The organism is Streptomyces sp. ISL-94, assembly GCF_018614075.1.
In the GTDB taxonomy this organism is placed as follows: Bacteria; Actinomycetota; Actinomycetes; order Streptomycetales; family Streptomycetaceae; genus Streptomyces.
Window position 1 is genome coordinate 18129 of the sequence record NZ_JAGGOZ010000075.1, and the last position, 16811, is coordinate 34939.

General features: G+C 72.6%; 13 protein-coding genes and 2 pseudogenes. 6 read left to right on the forward strand and 9 right to left on the reverse strand.

Annotated features, from left to right (window positions below; genetic code table 11):
• Positions 1-36: 36 nt before the first annotated feature.
• A complete protein-coding gene (locus J7E94_RS23080) occupies positions 37-612 on the forward strand; it encodes a dihydrofolate reductase family protein (protein WP_215018459.1) in 576 nt (191 codons plus the stop codon).
• Here the strand turns inward: J7E94_RS23080 and J7E94_RS23085 are convergent.
• Positions 597-1361 carry a helix-turn-helix transcriptional regulator gene (locus J7E94_RS23085; protein WP_215018461.1) on the reverse strand — a complete coding sequence of 255 codons (765 nt, stop codon included), beginning with the start codon at positions 1359-1361 and terminating at the stop codon, positions 597-599. The genes J7E94_RS23080 and J7E94_RS23085 overlap by 16 nt on opposite strands.
• A gap of 27 nt (positions 1362-1388) precedes the next feature.
• Between J7E94_RS23085 and J7E94_RS23090 the strand changes: the two genes are divergently transcribed.
• From J7E94_RS23090 to J7E94_RS23100, 3 genes are all read left to right on the forward strand, one after another.
• Positions 1389-2636, forward strand: coding sequence for an MFS transporter (locus J7E94_RS23090; protein WP_215018463.1), 1248 nt, complete (start codon positions 1389-1391; stop codon positions 2634-2636).
• A 65-nt stretch (positions 2637-2701) separates the two neighbouring features.
• Positions 2702-3106 (forward strand): MarR family transcriptional regulator, encoded by a 405-nt coding sequence (locus J7E94_RS23095; RefSeq protein WP_215018465.1) that lies wholly within the window; start codon positions 2702-2704, stop codon positions 3104-3106.
• Between the two features lie 59 nt (positions 3107-3165).
• Positions 3166-3759, forward strand: a complete 594-nt coding sequence (locus J7E94_RS23100; protein WP_374224485.1) for a hydrolase — start codon at positions 3166-3168, stop codon at positions 3757-3759.
• On the opposite strand, the gene J7E94_RS23105 is transcribed toward J7E94_RS23100, so the two are convergent.
• Together J7E94_RS23105 and J7E94_RS23110 are read right to left on the reverse strand one after the other, a co-directional pair.
• Entirely contained in the window at positions 3737-4180 is a 444-nt protein-coding gene (locus tag J7E94_RS23105) for an ATP-binding protein (RefSeq protein ID WP_215018467.1), read from the reverse strand. The genes J7E94_RS23100 and J7E94_RS23105 overlap by 23 nt on opposite strands.
• A 28-nt stretch (positions 4181-4208) precedes the next feature.
• Entirely contained in the window at positions 4209-4580 is a 372-nt protein-coding gene (locus J7E94_RS23110) for an STAS domain-containing protein (protein WP_215018469.1), read from the reverse strand.
• Between the two features lie 762 nt (positions 4581-5342).
• On the opposite strand from J7E94_RS23110, the pseudogene J7E94_RS36010 reads away from it, so the two are divergent.
• Positions 5343-5518 (forward strand): annotated as a pseudogene (locus tag J7E94_RS36010) (IS5/IS1182 family transposase); the annotation flags it as partial.
• Between the two features lie 130 nt (positions 5519-5648).
• On the opposite strand, the gene J7E94_RS23120 reads toward J7E94_RS36010, so the two are convergent.
• The 6 genes and pseudogenes from J7E94_RS23120 to J7E94_RS36015 form a co-directional block, all read right to left on the reverse strand.
• On the reverse strand, positions 5649-7310 hold the full coding sequence (locus J7E94_RS23120) for a hypothetical protein (RefSeq protein ID WP_215018471.1): 1662 nt from the start codon (positions 7308-7310) through the stop codon (positions 5649-5651).
• Between the two features lie 26 nt (positions 7311-7336).
• On the reverse strand, positions 7337-10945 hold the full coding sequence (locus tag J7E94_RS23125; RefSeq protein WP_215018473.1) for a hypothetical protein: 3609 nt from the start codon (positions 10943-10945) through the stop codon (positions 7337-7339).
• Positions 10942-12225, reverse strand: coding sequence for a hypothetical protein (locus J7E94_RS23130; protein ID WP_215018475.1), 1284 nt, complete (start codon positions 12223-12225; stop codon positions 10942-10944). The genes J7E94_RS23125 and J7E94_RS23130 overlap by 4 nt, the downstream gene beginning before the upstream one ends.
• 47 nt (positions 12226-12272) lie before the next feature.
• Complete coding sequence (locus tag J7E94_RS23135; RefSeq protein WP_215018477.1) at positions 12273-13187, reverse strand: hypothetical protein; 915 nt, start codon at positions 13185-13187, stop codon at positions 12273-12275.
• Positions 13184-14431, reverse strand: coding sequence for a DUF6603 domain-containing protein (locus tag J7E94_RS23140; RefSeq protein WP_215018479.1), 1248 nt, complete (start codon positions 14429-14431; stop codon positions 13184-13186). Before J7E94_RS23140 ends, J7E94_RS23135 begins: the two co-directional genes overlap by 4 nt.
• Before the next feature lie 67 nt (positions 14432-14498).
• Positions 14499-15653, reverse strand: a pseudogene (locus J7E94_RS36015) (DUF6603 domain-containing protein); the annotation flags it as partial.
• A gap of 205 nt (positions 15654-15858) precedes the next feature.
• On the opposite strand from J7E94_RS36015, the gene J7E94_RS23150 reads away from it, so the two are divergent.
• Positions 15859-16359 (forward strand): hypothetical protein, encoded by a 501-nt coding sequence (locus tag J7E94_RS23150; RefSeq protein ID WP_215018483.1) that lies wholly within the window; start codon positions 15859-15861, stop codon positions 16357-16359.
• Positions 16360-16811: the final 452 nt, after the last annotated feature.

A 16811-nucleotide genomic window follows, 5' to 3' on the forward strand; every position in this document is an offset into this window, starting at 1 on the left:
GGCGCGGGGCGGTGCGCGGGCGTAGCCTGGGCGACCATGCGGAAGATCATCCTCATGATGTCGGTGTCCCTGGACGGATTCTTCGAAGGCCCGGAGCGGCAGATCGACTGGCACCTCGTCGACGACGAACTGCACCGGCACTTCAACGACGAGATCCGCGCGATGGGCGGTCTCCTGGAAGGCCGCGTGACGTACGAGCTGATGGCGGACTTCTGGCCGACCGCCGACGCCGATCCCGCGAACGCCGGGCCGGTCGCCGAGTTCGCCGGCATCTGGCGCGACATCCCCAAGTACGTGTACTCGCGCACCCTTCAGCGGGCCGGCTGGAACACCACGATCGTCCGTGACGTCGTCCCGGAGGAGGTGGCCGCCCTCAAGGCGGCCCCGGGCGGTGACCTGGTCCTCGGCGGGCCCGATCTCGCTGCCGCCTTCCTGCGCCACGACCTGGTGGACGCCTACCGGATCTATGTGCACCCGGTGCGGATCGGGCGCGGCAGACCGCTCTTCCAGCCCGTCGCCGGCGATCCGGATCCGGTGCCCGTGCCACTGCGCCTGGAGGGCACGCACACCTTCGGCAACGGCGTCGTACAGCTGCGCTACGAGCGTCCGTAGGCCCCCGGGGTGTGCCCGAACGCCCGCCGGAAGACGTCGATGAACGCGCTCGCCGACGACCAGCCGCAGCGGTGCGCGACCGCGGTGACCGGGGTGTCGACCGCCAGCAGCCTGAGCGCCTGGTGCAGCCGCAGCTGGGTGCGCCACTGCGGGAAGGTCATGCCGAGCTCGGCGCGGAACAGCCGGCTCAACGTCCGCTCGCCGGCCCCGGCCCCCGACTCGGCGCCCAGCGCGGCCAGTCCGCGCGGGTCCGCCGGATCGGCGTACAGCAGGGCGCAGACCGCCGCGAGCCGCGGGTCGGCGGGGGCGGGCAGGTGCAGGGGCTGGAGCGGCGAGGCCCGCAGCTGGTCGAGGAGGACCCCGAGCATCCGGCGCCGCGCGGGGCTGCCGTCGTCGGGCGTCCGCGTGTAGGCGAGGATCAGCTCCCGCAGCAGCGGCCCCACCGCGATCACGGCCGGCGCGTCCAGGGACAGCGGGTTCAAGCGGGTCGGCAGGCCGACGCAGTGCAGGTCGGTCCGCCCGAACGCGCGGTGCTCGTGCACCGTCCCGGCCGGGATCCACAGGGCCCGGGTCGCGGGGGCCACCCAGGTGCCGGCGTCGGTGGTGACCGACAGCACCCCGCGGCCGGCGTAGGCGATCTGGTGGTCGTCGTGGCGGTGGGGGTCGATCCCGATGTCGGTGTCGAGCTCGCTGACGTTGGTCGCGGCGCGCGGCGTGTGGCGGATTTTCGTGTGGCGGATTTTCTGCATCACCCGGCAATTTATCGGAAGCGCCGCATGCGCGCCGACGGCGATTCTCGACCGGTGAAGAAGAACAGCATCCGCATCCGCACCGCCGTCTTCGCGGCGGGCCACTCGTGCGTGGACGTCTACCAGGGCGCCGTCGCCGCGCTCGTCCCCTTCCTCGTGGCGGAACGCGCCTACGACTACGCCGCCGCGTCCGGCATCGTGCTCGCCGCCTCGCTGCTCTCCTCCGTGGTCCAGCCGCTGTTCGGGATCCTGACCGACCGGTGGCCGATGCCCTGGCTGATACCGCTGGCCACGGCCGCGGCCGGGCTGGGCATCGCCCTGGTGGGGCTCGACCCGGGCTACCCGGCCACCGTGGCGGCCGTCGCCCTGTCGGGGCTGGGGGTCGCCGCGTACCACCCGGCGGCCGCCCGGCTGGTCCGTACGGCCCTGGGCGGGGCCGGGCACACCGCGATGAGCTGGTTCGCCCTCGGCGGCAATGCCGGCTTCGCCTGCGCGCCCCTGCTGGTCGTGGGCGCCTTGGCGGTGCCCGGGCCGGCCGGCTGGTGGCTGCTGGCGCTCCCGGCGGCGCTCGGCGCCCTGCTCAACCTGCCGCGCTCGGCCGGCGGGCCCGGCGGGGCCGCTTCTGCCGACACGCCCGGCCCCGCTTCGCGCGCCGGCGGCGAGAACTGGCCGGCGTTTCTGCGGCTCTCCCTCGTCGTGGTCGTCCGCTCCGTCGTGTTCATCGGCCTCAGCACCTTCATCGCGCTGTACGTACGCGAGCGCGGCGGCAGCGAAACCGCCGGCGCCGTAGCCCTGTTCGCCCTCTTCGCGGGCAGCGCCGGCGGCACCCTGCTCGGCGGCCGGCTCGCGGACCGCTGGGGCCGGGTCACCACCGTCCACCGGTCGTACGCCGCCGCCGTGCCCGCCATCGCCGGGCTCCTGTTCCTGCCGCTCCCGCTGGTGTACGTGTGCGCGGCGCTGGCGGCCACCGCGCTGTACATGCCCTTCTCCCTCCAGGTCACCCTGGGCCAGGACTACCTCCCGACGCGCATGGGCACGGCGAGCGGCGTCACCCTCGGCCTGACCGTCAGCGTCGGCGGCCTCGCGAGCCCGCTCATCGGCGCGGCCGCGGACGCCGCCTCACTGCGCACCGCCCTGCTCCCGCTGGCCGCGCTGCCGGTACTGGCGTGGGCCCTGTCGCGGCGGCTGCCGGAGCCGTGCCCCGCGCCTGAACCGGCGGTCCCGGAGGCTGCGGCGGCCCTCCCGAAAGCCGGTAGGCCAGACTTGCAAGCCTGACTGCATGTCCCTAGCGTCGCCCTATTCCCGCAGAACACGGCATTGCGCACCATCAGCCCCGAGAGGTGGCCGAAGATCTCCAGCCGGCCCTCGCCGTGCTGGTCCGGCAGGTGCGCGCCTCCTCGGGCAGCGGGGGGAGCCTGTCACAGGTGTCCGTGCGCAAGCAGCTCGACCACCTCGGGCCGTCCACCGCCTCGGAGCCGGCGCGCGCCGAGCAGATCCGTCCGCAGTCGGTGATCGCCACGGTGAACGCCCTCCAGGCAGCGGGGTACGTCACCCGCACCCCGCACCCCACCGACGGCCGCCGGCTGCCCGTCTCCCTCACTCCCGAAGGCCGGTCCCTCCTAGGCGAACGCCGCGGGTCCGGCCACGGGCGGATCGCCGAGCTGATCGCCGAACGGCTGAGCCCTGCCGAGCAGCGCCCGCTCGCCGAGGCGGTCCCCCTGCTGCGCCGCCTCGCCGAACACTGACCCGCACCTACCGGCACGCGCACGCGCCGGCAAGCCACCCAGCCCACCGAAGGAGCGTCATGACCGGCATGACCGCCGCCGACCCCGACCGCCTGACCCTCGGGACGGACACCGCCCTGGTCCTCATCGACCTCCAGACGGGCATCCTGGCCCTGCCCACCGCGAAGCCCTCCGCCGAGATCCTCAAGAAGGGCCTCGCACTGGCGGAGGCGTTCCACGCCCACAAACTGCCCGTGGTCCTGGTCAAGGTCGCCTGGTCCCCCGACGGCGGCGACCTGCCCACCGCGAACGTGGACCGCCCGGGCCCGGCGTCCGCGCCGCCCGCCGCCTTCTCCGAGATCCCGGGCGAGCTCGCCGCGCTCGGCGACGTCGTGGTCACCAAGCGCCACTGGGGCGCCTTCACCGGTACCGAGCTCGACCTCCAGCTGCGGCGCCGCGGTATCCACCGCATCGTGCTGGCCGGCATCTCGACCAGCGTGGGCGTCGAGTCCACCGCCCGCACCGCCTGGGAGCACAGTTACGACCTGGTCTTCGCGGAGGACGCCACCGCCGACACGGACGCCGACTCCCACGCCCACAGCTTCGGCAAGATCTTCCCGCGCATCGGGAGGATCAGCACCACCGACGAGATCATCGCTGCACTTGGGTCCTGACCGGCGTGGGAACGGCGACTTCCAGCCAGACGTACTTCCCGCCGAGCCACGGCCGGTATCCCCACCGGCTGGCCAGCCGTTCCACGATCAGCAGTCCGTGCCCCCCGGGCTGCCCCGCCCGCGCGCGCACGGGCACCGGGGGCTCCGGGCTCCCGTCGGTCACCTCGATCCGCAGCCGCTCCTCGGTGCAGTCCAGCCGCAGGGCACCCGGCCCCCCGCCGTGCAGGCAGGCGTTGGCGACCACCTCGGACACCAGCAGAAGCACGTCCTCCGCGGCCTCCTGCCCGGCCTGGGTCGCGGCCGGCAGCCAGTCCCACGCGAACAGTGCCCGGCGTACGAAGTCACGACTGCGCGTCACGACACCGGTGGCCCCGTCCAGCACCAGGGTCCGGCTCCGGTCCGGTGACCCCCGCTGTTCCATGACGCTCAGACTCCTCCGTGTCGACGCGCTAGCGGGACGGACCGCCGACCTCCCCGAGCGCGTCCGCCACATCGGCATGGACGGGAAACAGCCCGTCCGCGCCGGTGATATGGAACATCCGGGCGACCGGCCCCCGCAGCCCGGCCAGTTCCAGGCTCCCGCCCGCCTCCCGGGCGGCGAGCCGACTGTGCAGCAGCACGTTCAGCCCGGTGGAGTCGCAGAACCCGAGCCGCGCCAGGTCCACCAACACCCGCCCGCCGGGGGCGACCGCCGCATCGAGGGCATCGCGCAGGGGCCGTACCGTGTCGTGGTCCAGCTCCCCGGCCACCTCGAGGACGACGGCACCGTCCACCGCTCGCACCGCGACGGTAAAACGCTCACTGTCCGCTCGCGCGACCATCCGGCACCACCCTTCCGTCCACTCCCTGCCCCTTCCCAGAAGCCACGGGGATACGCCTCCGGCCCGCATGCCGTCCCCCGCCCGGGGCAGGCGCAGTCACGCGAGCCCGCCGGGAATCACCCCCCTGGGAGGCATCGGCATGATCCCGCTGCTGTGCGCCCGCTCCCCCGGCGGCGGCCGCTCCCGCCGGTACCGCGGGTGACGCAACGCCTCTCAGCGGCGCACCCCTTGCCGACAGCCCGAAACCTTGGCGGCCTGCGCCTCCCCGGCGGATCACGTGACGGGGCGTCCACGAATCCGGGTACGGAAAAGGCCGCCCTCTCACGGATGAGAGAACGGCCTCCGATGTGCGTAAAACACAGTCGGGACGACAGGATGTGAACCTGCGACCGCTTGACCCCAGACAGCCAGGTCGGCAACAAGATCGTGACATACGCCACTATTTGAGGGCGCACAGCGTGTACATGCGTACCTGCCGTGCGCCCGTCGACGTGGGCGCTGGTCCCCAACTGGTCCCCAACCCGGCGCTATCGCCGCCGTTGGGGCCCCCTGCCCTCTCATGCACAGGCCGCCTGGGGGTAGCGGGTCAGCGTTGCGGGACCGCATCTCCTCTGCTCCGCGCCGCTGCTCCCGGACCGCCTCCCCCCAGGGCCAGGGCCAGAGGGAGCGGACGTGCTGCGGGCGGGGCTTCGTCAGGGGCGGGGACGGTTCCGCGTTCGGCAACCAGGCAACCGATCGCGCCGGCCGTCGCCGCGTCGCGGCACGGTCGTCCGCGCGCATCAGCACGCCGCCGGGACCCGCCAAAAACGGCCCCGGCCGGCGAGCCGGCCGATCACGCCCTCGGACCGTCCCGCGGCGGACTGACCACCAAAATCCACCTCGCCCCTGACGGCCGCTGCCGCCCGCTCGCGTTCGCCATCACCCCAGGCCAGGCCGGTGGCGCACACGCGTTCGAGCAGGTCACGCGAGACGGTCGACTGTGACATCCCGGTGGCTGCGGCGGTCGAACGAGGCCGCACCCCACACTCAAGGACGGCCCGCTGGGCCAGGTCTCACTGGCCCACCCCTTCACAACACCGTTGCCTCGGCGCTCTCCTCCGGCTTGGCGTCGACCGGGCGCGCGGCGTCCTCCGCGAGCAGCCGGAGGTATTCGGCCATGCCCTCCTCCGAGTCGTCGAGCAGGTAGGGCGCTTCGCCGGAGACGGCCATGAGGTCGGCCTGCTTGCCCGCCGCCGACCAGGCCAGCGCCAGGGCCACATTCGACCAGTAGCAGCTTCCGTCCACCGCGAGCCAGGCCTGGATCTGTTCACCCTTGCGGACCGGAACCGTGAGGTTGTACTCGGATCCGCCCCCGACCTGACGAAGCATGGGGGCCGCGCAATAGTGGTAGCGGGTCCCGATCTTCAGGGTGAGGTTGGCCTTGTACCCGATGTTCTTCTCCATGCTGGTGGCGTCGAACTGCTTGACCGAGCAGGTCAGGATGCCGTCGGTCTGCGCGGTGGAGGTGAACTTGTTGCCGGAGCCCGGGGCCTGTCCCCTGTTCCAGAACCGGATCTGCGCGTTCTTGAAGAGTTCGGTCACCCCGGTGAAGACGGTGGGTCCGGACAAGGTGGTCGCCCCGCTCAGCGTGGTCGCGCCGGTGAGCGAGGCGGTCCCGACCACCGACAGCGCGGCGTCGACCTTGAGCCCGGCGGGCTGGCTCACCCGCAGCGGGTTCGACCCCGAGCCCCGCACCGATCCGAGCACGGTGAGGGTGGTGGTCTGCGATCCGGCGACGGTGACGTTGTCGTTGAACGTACTCGCGCCGCCGACCGAGAAGACACCGACCACCTCGGCTTTCGCGTCAACCTTGAGGCCGGCGTTCTGGCTCACCCGCAGCGGGTTGCTGCCCGCGCCCCGGATGCTGCCGGCGACGGTGAGGTCCTTGGCGGTGTTGCTGAGGCTGACCGTGTCGGAGAAGACCGCGGGCCCCTGGACGGTCAGGTTCCGCACCACCAGGTCGGGGACGCGGACGGTCACCGCGGTGGTCAGGGTGTGCGTCAGCGTGGTGCCGCCCTCCGACACCTCGGCGCGGAGCATGAAGCCGGTGACGGTGGTGAGCCCGGCGGGCGTCGTCCAAGTGCGCTCCTTGTCGAGCGGTACTCCGGCGGGCGCGTCTCCCCAGTACATCGTGTACTTCGCCTCGGAGCCCTCCCAGCGCAGGACGGCGGCCTCACCGTTCTCCACCATGATCTTTTCGGGTGCGAAGTTCCGGAACACGAACCCGGCGGGGAACTTGTCCACCTCCACGGCGGCGGTCTTGTCGGTGAAGTTCCCGTTCGTCGGGGAGGAGCTCTCCACGATCTCGATCGAGACCTGGCCGGGGGCCCGGTTGACCTCGATGTTGGACAGGGTCAGGGACACGATCTGTCCGGTGAACTGGACTGCGCGGGCCGGGGTGAAGGTGATCACGGCGAAGTCGCCGACCACGCTGGGGGCGGACGGGGTCCAGTCGGTGCTGGCCCCGGTCCTGATGGCCGCGCCGTTGTCGGTGAGATGTCCTGCGCCTGAGCCGAGCGGAACCCGCAGGGTGATTTTGTTGCACCAGGCGGGGGTGGTGATGCCGCCGCCTACGTTGATGTTGATGGAGCCGTACTCCGTCTCCTCCGCCGAGCTGACCCGGAGGGGATTGGGGTCGGTGGACGGTTCGTACGGGAGCAGGTTGGTGGAGTTGACCATCAGAACGCTCATGGGCTTTCCCTTCCCGGCAGGGTGTTTCAGGAGGTTTCGGTGGCGTCGAGTACGAGGTATCCGTACCGGGCGTGGGGCGCTGGATCGCCCGGGTGCGCCGACGCGTCGGCCGGCACGATCGCCAGCTCGGCCCACTGCGTTTCCGCGCCCCGGGGTTCGGCCCAGGACCACGCGCCGTGCCACGAGGCGGGCTGGGGCAGGACCACTCCGCCGACCGGGTTCCCGTCGGGGCCGGCGGGGCGCTCGGGGGCGAGCAGCGGGCCCAGGCGGAAGGCGGCGCGGATGCGCCGCACCGCGTCGGAGACGAGGTCGTCGGGGAGTGCGACCCGGGTCACCGGAAGGATGTCCGTGGTCGCGTGCACCGGTGCGTACGGGTCCATCAGCAGCGTCAAGTGGTGTGTCACCGGCTGGTCGGGGGTGCGGGCGGGGAGGGCCAGGCCCTGGCCTTCGGCGATGGGCTCGACGTAGCCGTCTCCTCCCCCCTCCCCCAGGATCGTGTGGAAGATCTCGTACGAGGTGCTCTGGTCGGGTCCGGTGGCTCCGCTGAAGTAGCCGACGAGCCCGTCGCCGAGCAGGTGTTCGCTGCCCAGCCGGACGGCCCAGCGGTACGTGTCGTACTCCTCCGCGGGCTCCTCCAGTACGGCGTCCCAGCCCGGACTGCCGACCAGCGGGCCTTCCAGTTCGATGCCCAGGTCGGCGCGGACGAGGGCGAGCGGGCGCCCCAGCAGCCGCAGGGGCGAGCCGTCGTCCTGGGCGGCCGGATCGGTGATGGTGTCCAGTGCGGCGTCGATGGTGTCGAGCAGCCCGGCGAACGCGGTCGCGGGCTTGCCCAGCAGGGGCCGCAGGAAGCCGGCCAGGTGGGGCAGGGCGGCGGCGAAGGAGTCCGTCTGCGGATCGGGGTGCGGGGAGCCGGGCAGCGGGAGCCAGACGGTGTCGTCCTGGCCGGCCGTGTTCCTGACGGTGCGGACTTCCCCCAGGGCCTGTCCGTCGGGGGCGTGCACGATGAGCGTCTGGTCGAGGTGGTTGAGCAGGAGCCAGCCGGCCAGGGGGTTCTCCGCTGTGTCGGCCCGGGCCATGGGGGACAGGCGGCTCCCGTCGGCCGCGCGCACCGTCTCCAGGCGCAGCCGGGCTCCCTGGAGCAGTCGGGGCCCGAGCTGGACGAACCTGGGACTGCCGATCAGGTCGTCGTCGAGCTTGGCGTCGGGCGTGACGCTGTCGCCGAGCGTGAGCTCCACCCCTTGGTGGTTGTGGTGGTTGACGATGTCGAAGCTCCGGCCGAAGCGGTCGACGATGCGCAGGTCCTGGAAGAAGAACTGGCCGGCCCGTACGGGCTGGTAGGGGCTGCCGGGGTCACCGGTCGGGGGTTCGACCGGGCCGGGGTCGGGTACCCGTTGGACGTCGCCGACGAGGCCGGCGGTGCCGGCGGGGACGTGCACGGTCGTGCGGGCGGCGCCGTCCTGCTGGAGCAGCCAGTCGTGGAAGCCGTCGAGCCGCTGGGAGAGCAGGTCGGGGTCGCCGAGCTCCTCCTTCAGCGCGAGGAGGCCCTCGGCGGGGGCGTCGGAGTAGGTCTCCAGGTAGCGGTCGATCTGGTGGGCCAGTACGTACGGCGCGGTCGGGGTGAGGAAGGCCCGGTTCTTGAAGGTGAGCCAGCGCAGGTCGCCCTCGCCGCCCCCGGGCTGGGCGCCGCTGCCGGACCATTCGTAGCGGTGGCCGTTGAAGGACCAGTGGGTGTCGTCACCGGTCTGGTAGGGGGTGGGGCAGTAGCGGAGCTCGAACTCCATGTGCATCGGCAGCCAGGGCTGGCGCCACGGGGCGGTGTACTCGGGGACGGGACCGGCGGTGTTGTCCGGGTCGGCCAGGGCGGCGGGGAGGTGCCCGGAGCGGGCGACCTGGTCGAGCAGGGCGAACTCGGCCAGCAGGGCGGTGCAGGCCGGGGGAAGGCCGGTGAGGTCGGGCGCGGGCGGGGCGGTGGGGCGGTCGATCCACTGCCCGTCGGCCTTGATCCTGGTGAGCAGTGCGTCGGGGACGCGGCAGGGCAGCGGGGTGTCGCGGGTCAGTGGCTGGGTGGCGCCGGTGTTCCTGATCAGCACCACCGGGTCGGCCGGGCGGTAGTAGGACTCGCGCGCCGTGCGTTCGAGCACGTACTCGGGGGCGAGGCCGTGCGCGGTGGCGTAGGCGTCAATGGCCGCCTGGAGCTCCTCGGGCGTGCTGCCGGTGGGCAGTTCGGCGGCGAGGGCGTCCTGTTCGGCCAGGAGCGCGCGGACGCGGGCGGCGAGACTGCCGGCCCGGTCGGGATCGAGTTCCGCGTCGGCCCGGGTGTCGAAGCCTTCGGGGCGCCCGGGGGTGAAGGGCGGGACGGGCTTGTTGCGCAGCCACCAGATGTTCCACAGGCGCTCGCGCTCCCGCAGCAGGGTGGGGGTGAGGCCGTCGTACTGCTGCTGGGTGCGGTTGAGGGCGGCCAGCCAGTCCGGTTCGGCGGGCCGCGGCGGTGCCTGTGCGTCGCCGTCGACGGGCCGCGGGGAGATCCGCCAGAGGTGTCCGCCGCTCGTACCGGAGAACCAGGAGCGGTGGGTGATGGTGTCGAGGTCCACCTCCCCGTCCCCGGTGTCGAGCGTATCCAGGGTGCCGTGGAAGAGCGAGCGTACGAGGTCCCCGGTGCGCGCGGAGCGGGTTTGGCGGGCCGCCAGCCGGCCCATGGCCTCGGCGGTGCTGCTGCCGAGGGTCAGCATCTCGCTCAGTTCGATGTTGCTGGGCTTGTCCGAGGGCGGGGTGGCGCCCTCGCGCTGCCAGGGGATGCCGAGCGCGGTGCCGTGGTAGAGGGTGGTGTGCAGGCTGGCCTCGGTGCCCTCGGGGGCGGCCCAGCCGAGGGCGGCCAGCAGGTCCGCGACTCCGCCGGCCTCCGGGGGCAGCAGGCCGGGGATGTCCGCGGCGGCCCCGAGGAACTCGGGGTTGTTCCCGTACCAGCCGACGACGAGGTAGCCGAGCGTGGCGTCGGGCGGGTAGTTGTCGAGTTTCCCCTTCAGGTCCTCGAGGGTGTCGTGGAGGGAGAAGACGTCCTTGTTGTACGGCTGGTAGGCCGCGAACCCGGGGAGCCCCGGCCCGGCCGCGGTCAGGTGCGGCGGCTGGGCGGGCGGTTCGCTCCACGGCCCGCCGGACAGGGCGTGACGGCGGCCCAGGAAGGTCATGCCCAGCGGTTCGCCGGGCCGCGACCCGGGGTCCGGGTAGGGGTTGGTGCCGTACAGCGGGTTGCCGTCGGCGTCCTCGACCGGGCGGCTCTCCAGGTAGTCGCTGTGGACGATCCAGCCGGCGACGGAGGGCGCCGCGGCTCCCGGAGCGGTGGCGTAGCGGACCACCAGCCAGCGGTCGGGGGCGTAGGGGAACGCGGTGTCGCCGGTGGCCTGGTCGACGTGGCCGTCGGTCAGCGGTTCGGGCAACTGCCAGTGGACATAGACGCCTTCACTGCCGGGGCCCATCGTTTCGAGGCCGACGCCGGGGGGCGGTTCGGCGCCCGCCCCTTCGTCGGTCATGGCGGTGAAGTTCGGGGTCCAGCGGTTGAAGGTCTCCGCGGTGCGGGTGAGCCGGTTGACGACGAGGGCGTGCACCTGGACGGGGACGACAAGGTCGGTGGTGCTCATCGGAGGGTCTCCGTCCTGGCGGGGTCGGCGGCGGGGCTGGTGATTTCCTGCTCCAGGGGTGCGTTGACGAGCTCGATGGCGAGTTGCCCCGGGTCGAGGTCGGCCAGCCCGAACGTCCGGGCCAGCGGCGCGATCAGTCCGCCGTCGCCGAACAGCCGCAGCACGGCCGGTCCGTCCTCGGGGCCCGGACGGAGGTGGAGTTCGGTGACCGTCCCCTGGCCGTCGGCCGGGTAGAAGGTCTCCAGCGGGGTGCCGAGGCCGGGGCCCGGGGTGAGGTCGCGCAGGCTGATGCGGTCTCCCGCATCGATGCCGTAGTGGATGCCCTGGCCGGGTTCGCGCAGGACGACCGTGTCGGGGACGCCGTCCCAGAGCACCATCATGGTCCCGGGGCCGGGCATGGCCCTGCGCAGTTCGGTCAGTTCGCGTCCGCCCAGGCAGGCCGTGATCACGATGTCCGGCCAGGCGGTGACCAGGGCGGAGCGCAGGAGCATTCCGGCCGCCGCCGCGACGGGGGCGGTGGACTTGCGGCGGGCGGCCCGGTTCAGTTCCGGGGCGAGCTGCGCGTCGATGGAGGTGTGGACCGCCACGTCGGCGGCCCCGGCGACGAGGGCTTCGATCCAGGCCGGGTCGATGCGGAACATGCGCAGGGACTCGGGCGGGAGCATGCGCGGGTCGGGTACGAGGTGGTGGAACGGGAGTCCGTGGAGCAGGCCGAGGCGGGCCTGCCAGGCGGCGATGGCGTCCGCGTTGCGGTCGGCGGTGGCGCGCAGCACCGCCGCATTGCGTTCCTCGCCCAGCAGTGCCCGCATCCCGCTCCTGGTACGCGGCGGGGCGGGGGCACGGCGGCCCTCGGTGTCCGGGAGCTGCGCGCCCTTCAGGCCGTCGGCGAGGGTGCGGCGGAAATCGGCGGAGGCCAGCTCGCGCAGCGGCCCCAGGGCGGCCGGGCCGTCCTGTACGGCCCGCGCGCCGGACATCAGCGCGGCGGCCTGGTTGGCGAGTTCGCGGCGGGCCCGGGTGACCGCGGTGGTGTAGTCGGGGTCGGCCAGGCCGATGGTCCTGCCCAGGGTCCAGGCGGCGGCGTAGCTCACGTCGAAGAGCCCGTGCTCCGGGTCGTAGACGAGGGCGTGGTCGGCGGTGGTGTGCGGACCGTCCGGTCGGCCGTCGGGCAGGGCGGGGGCGGTGACGGGGGTGCCCGGGCCGCGGTACCACGCGTAGGTCAGTTCCCCGGACAGCAGGCGGTGCGGCACCGCGACGTGCCCGAGCCGGAGCCGCTCGTACACGGCGCGCTCGACGGGGTCCGCGCCATGCGGGGGGTGGGCGGGGAGCCTCAGGGCCAGGCGCTCCGGGTCCGGATCGTCCGGGTCGTCCGGCCCGACGAGGTTCTGGAGCAGGGTACCGGGGTCGGAGGCGGGGCCGTCGCTGCTGGTGAAGGTCCAGTGGTGCAGGGAGGCCAGCCGGACCGCGGTGGTGCCGGGCGGCAGGGTGCCCGACAGCCGGCCCTCGAAGCCTTCGAAGGAGACGAGGTGGACGACGTACTCCCCGGGTGTGCGGGGGAACCGGTTGGCGGTGACGACCCCGTACTCGCCGGGGCGAGCACTTCGCCGTCCGCGCGGGCCGCCCCCGCCGCGGCGACCTTGCGGACGTGCGCGAGGTAGTACATCTCGTCGTCGTGCGGGGCGACGGCGGTGAAGAGCTCGGCCGGCACGTCGATGGTGGCGCATTTTCCGGCCGCCTCGGAGTCGGAGACGCTGCCCTCGGGCAGGACGGGCCCGACGACGCCGGATTCGGCCGGGTGGCGGAGCTCGTCCACGGTGCGCAGGACGGTCGCGCCGGTCGCACCGGGGTCGTCGGGCAGCTCGCCGGCACCGAAGACCAGCAGGGCCAGCCACGGCGGCCGGGCCTCGGGGCCGCTCCGGGTGCCCGCCTGGTTGCGTTCCCAGGGCAGGGTGGGCCGGTTGAACGTGATGTGCGGCAGGGTCCGGCCGTACGAGGACCGGCTCGCGGGGGGTGGGTAGAGCGCGTGCACGGTTGCCTGGGCGAGGACGAACCGGGCGGCCCGGATCTCGAAGGTCTCCTCGGTGGTGGGCAGCCGGTCCCCGGCGTCGAGCTCCCCGTCGGTGTCGGTGAGCGTGTTGTGCACCTGGACGCGGTACGTGCCCGGGGTGGCCCGGGGGATCAGGTGGTCGAGGAAGTTGACGCGGAGCGCGGGCTCGCTGGGCAGGGTGGGCACGGTGGCGGTCACCTCGTCGCGGTGGTGGTCAGGGGCGGGGTGGTGAGGCTGCGTCCGGCCAGCCCGGCATAGCCGGTGAGGGGGCTGTCGGCGTCCGCGCCGACGCCCGCGCCGAACCGGGCCAGGGCGTCGAGCACGCTGCCGCGCTGCTCGGCCACGGCCGGGTCCGCGACGGTGCGTTCGATGAGGGCGATGCTGTCGGGATCCAGCGCGGGCTGCGGCCCATCGGGTGCCGGGTCCCGCAGCGGCATGTCCCCGTCCGGAAGGCCTTCGTACGCCAGGGCGTCGGAGGTGACCGTTCCGGTGTCGGTGCCGTAGTCGGGTGCGGGCAGGGTGACCTTGAGGCCGGTGAACCGTCCTTCGAACAGGTGCTCGCCCTTGAGGGCGTCGCCGGGCTTGGCCAGCGGTTCGCCCCACAGGCCGGGGGCGACGGCAGCGGTGACCTCGGCGAGCGTCCAGAAGTGGGCGGCGGGGTCGAAGGGCGTGCCGTCCTTGGTGATGGCGACACGGTGTTCGGAGCGGACACCGGTCCGGCGCATCGGGCGGATGTCGATCAGGCCGTGCTCCGACTCCTTCCACAGGACGTCGTTGACGTAGATGTGGGAAGCGGGGATGCCGGCCTCGGTGGTGAAGCTGAACCCGGCGCAGGAGACGAGCACCGGGTCCTTGGCGGCGGCCCGCACGGCGGCCTCCGCCTCGTCGACGTCGGCGAGCAGCCCCTCGTTGGGGGTGACCCTGACGGGCGCGGGGATCTGGGTGCGGAACTCGGGCCAGTCCACGCTCGGGCTGTGGTCCCGGGACGAGCCGAAGCCGAAGCTGAAGGAGATGAACCAGAGTTTGACCGTGGCCCGGCCGCCGAAGGGCGGCAGCCACAGGTGCAGATCCACGCCGACTTCGACGGAGATGCGCACCTTGATGAACGCCACCTTGACGGTGGCGGCCACGCCGATGCTGATCCCGAGGGAGACATCCATGGAGAAGGGCTTCCACTGGACCAGCACGTCGAGGTGTGCCGTGAACCAGGCCGACAGGATCCCCTTGTCGTAAACGGCGGCCAGCCGGCCGCCGAACATGAGGGCCGCCGGGGTGACGGCCGCGTACGCCTCGGCGCGCACGGTGATGTCGGAGGCCGGGGACCAGACGAACCCGAGGCGCTGCGGACGCGGGTAGTGGACGGGGGCGTTGTAGGCGGGGTGGTAGCCGCCGAGGCTGACGACGAAATCCCCGGCCTTGGCGCCGCCGGTCCACGCGTACACGGCGATGCCGACCGGTCAGCACGATGGACGGGTCGAGCACGTAGCTACCGGGGAGCAGGGCGACGTCCATCGAGAGCCGGTGCTCATCGGAGACGTAGGCCAGGCTCAGCCCGATGTTGACCTTGGCGATGACGCGGGCGGCGGGGTCGACGGTGCGGGGCAGGGTGACCGAGGTGCGGCCCAGCAGCATCACCTTGACCGAGTCGCCGAGCTCGATCACCGCCAGGGCCTTGGTGTCGATGAAGCCGAAACTGGTGAACTTCACTCCGGCGGCGATCCAGTGGTTGCCCAGGTCGGGGCGGACCCAGCCCGTGGGGCCGGTCAGGGCCTTCAGGGCGTCCTCAGGCGTGTAAGGCTCGGGGGCCGGCATGCCGGGCAGTGCCTGCGCCGCGTCCAGCCGTGCCACCAGGGGGAATTCGGCGATCTCGGTGCCGGTGGGGACCTTCTTGAAGGAGCTGTTGACGCCGAATCCGGCGGAGAATCCGGTGACGGTGAACGGCGGCGGGCCGAACAGGGCGGCTCCGCCGGCCAGGGACGCCTCGCCGTAGAGGAACACCGAGTGCCAGCCCTCGATGCTGCGCGCCCAGACGGCCTGGGCGCCGATCTCCACCGCCATCGCCCGGACCAGGAGCAGTCCGGCGAGCTCGAAGTCGAGGGCGGGGTCCTCGGGTTCACGGTTGAGCAGGCCGCCGCTGATGCCGATCAGGCCACTCGCGGCAGTGGCCTCGATGATCATGCCGTGCAGGAAGGGCAGAAGCGGGAACCCCCCGCTCATTCCGACGTAGAAGCCGAGCCCGGCGACGTCCCAGACCAGCGAGCCGACGGTGGCACTGCCTTCGAACGAGACCAGCAGGCCCTTCTTGACGTCGTAGGTGAGGACGATCCGCTGGAGGTGAACCGGCCCCAGGGTCTTGTCGATGTCGAAGGTGTGCTGGAGCTTGCGCTTGCGCTTCTCGCTCTCGTCCGCCGAATCGTCCTTGGGCGGGATGGTGATCACCGCCGCGGGGGCGGGGGTGCCCAGCACCGAGAGGTACACAGCTGCGTTGGGGCCCTTGGTCAGGGGTACCCCTGCCGCCTCGTTGGGCGCCGGAAGCTGCTGGAGGGGACCGAGGCTGTACTCGGTGATGACCTGGTTGATCTTCCGAGCGTCCTCGCCGGACAGGGCGACGGAGACGTAGATGATCTGGAAGGCCGGCAGGGACAGCAGGCCGGAGCCGATCATGGGACCGACCAGCGGCAGCCCGGACGCGTCCCAGTCGGTGCGGACCCGGACCAGGGCGACGGTGGTGGCCTTGGGTTTCCCCTCGGCGTTCAGATGCCCGAGCACGGTGGTGCGCAGCAGCAGCACCTCGACGGGTTCTGGGCCGGTGCCCTGGTCGATGGGGGGCGGCGGCGGTGACCATCATGTTGTCGGTCTTGCCCATGGGGTGCTGGTAGAGCCGGACTTCCTCCAGCCAGTCGACGAGCGGGCCGGGCAGCTCGACGCCGTGCTCGCCGAGTGCTTCCAGGAGCGGGGCCACCAGGGGCCGCTGGCCCTCCACGGCCTGGGCCGCGCCGATGGAGTCCTTGCGGAGCTCCGCGCGGAACTCGACGGACTTCTCGACGGCTCTGCCGAGGTGGAAGGCCGCCCAGGGACCGGGCGACGGGCACTGCCCGGCCTGCGCGCCGTCAGGGCCGGCGGCGAGAAGGACGCGCAGGCCGCGTCCGCGCGGGGCGAGTTCAGTGAGGTCGACCCGCGCCACGGACGTCTGGAGCAGCCACGTGGCGGGGGTGGCCTCGAAGACCAGGCCGGTGACCGTACCGCCGGCGGCGGCGGTGAACCGGGCCGTGGCCGCCATCTCCTCGCCGGCCAGGGTGACGCTGCCGGTAACGGTCAGCGCGGACGGGTCGGCGGTGGCCCCGGTCAGGACCAGCCGGCGTTCGGGTAGGTGCTCGAAGGTGGTCGACTCCTCATGCCAGCCCAGCCTGCTGGTGTCGAGTTCGAAGAGGCCTGACGCCTCGGTGGGGAAGTGTGCGCGCAGTTCGTCAACCGTCAGTGCCATGGGAACAACCCCCGCAGGTGAACACGTCCGTACCGGCTTGTACCGGTGACCCTACGGTGGCACAGAGTGACAACAGCGGACGCGGCAGGCCATTGAGGTGGAAACAGGACTTCTAGGCCTGAAAGGTGCTAGACGGATCGATTTTGCCGGGCCATTTAGGTGGAATGCCGCTTCTATGCAGGTCCTTTCCAGCCGCCCGAGGCCTGTTCGGGGGAGATTGGTACGAGACTGCGTGCCGCACCCCTCCCCCGCGACGGCAGTGGACCGCGCCCCCGAATCGCCCGCCGGTACCGGCCTCGGCCCGGGAGAGCCGAGTCTCACGCGCACGTCCCGCCCAC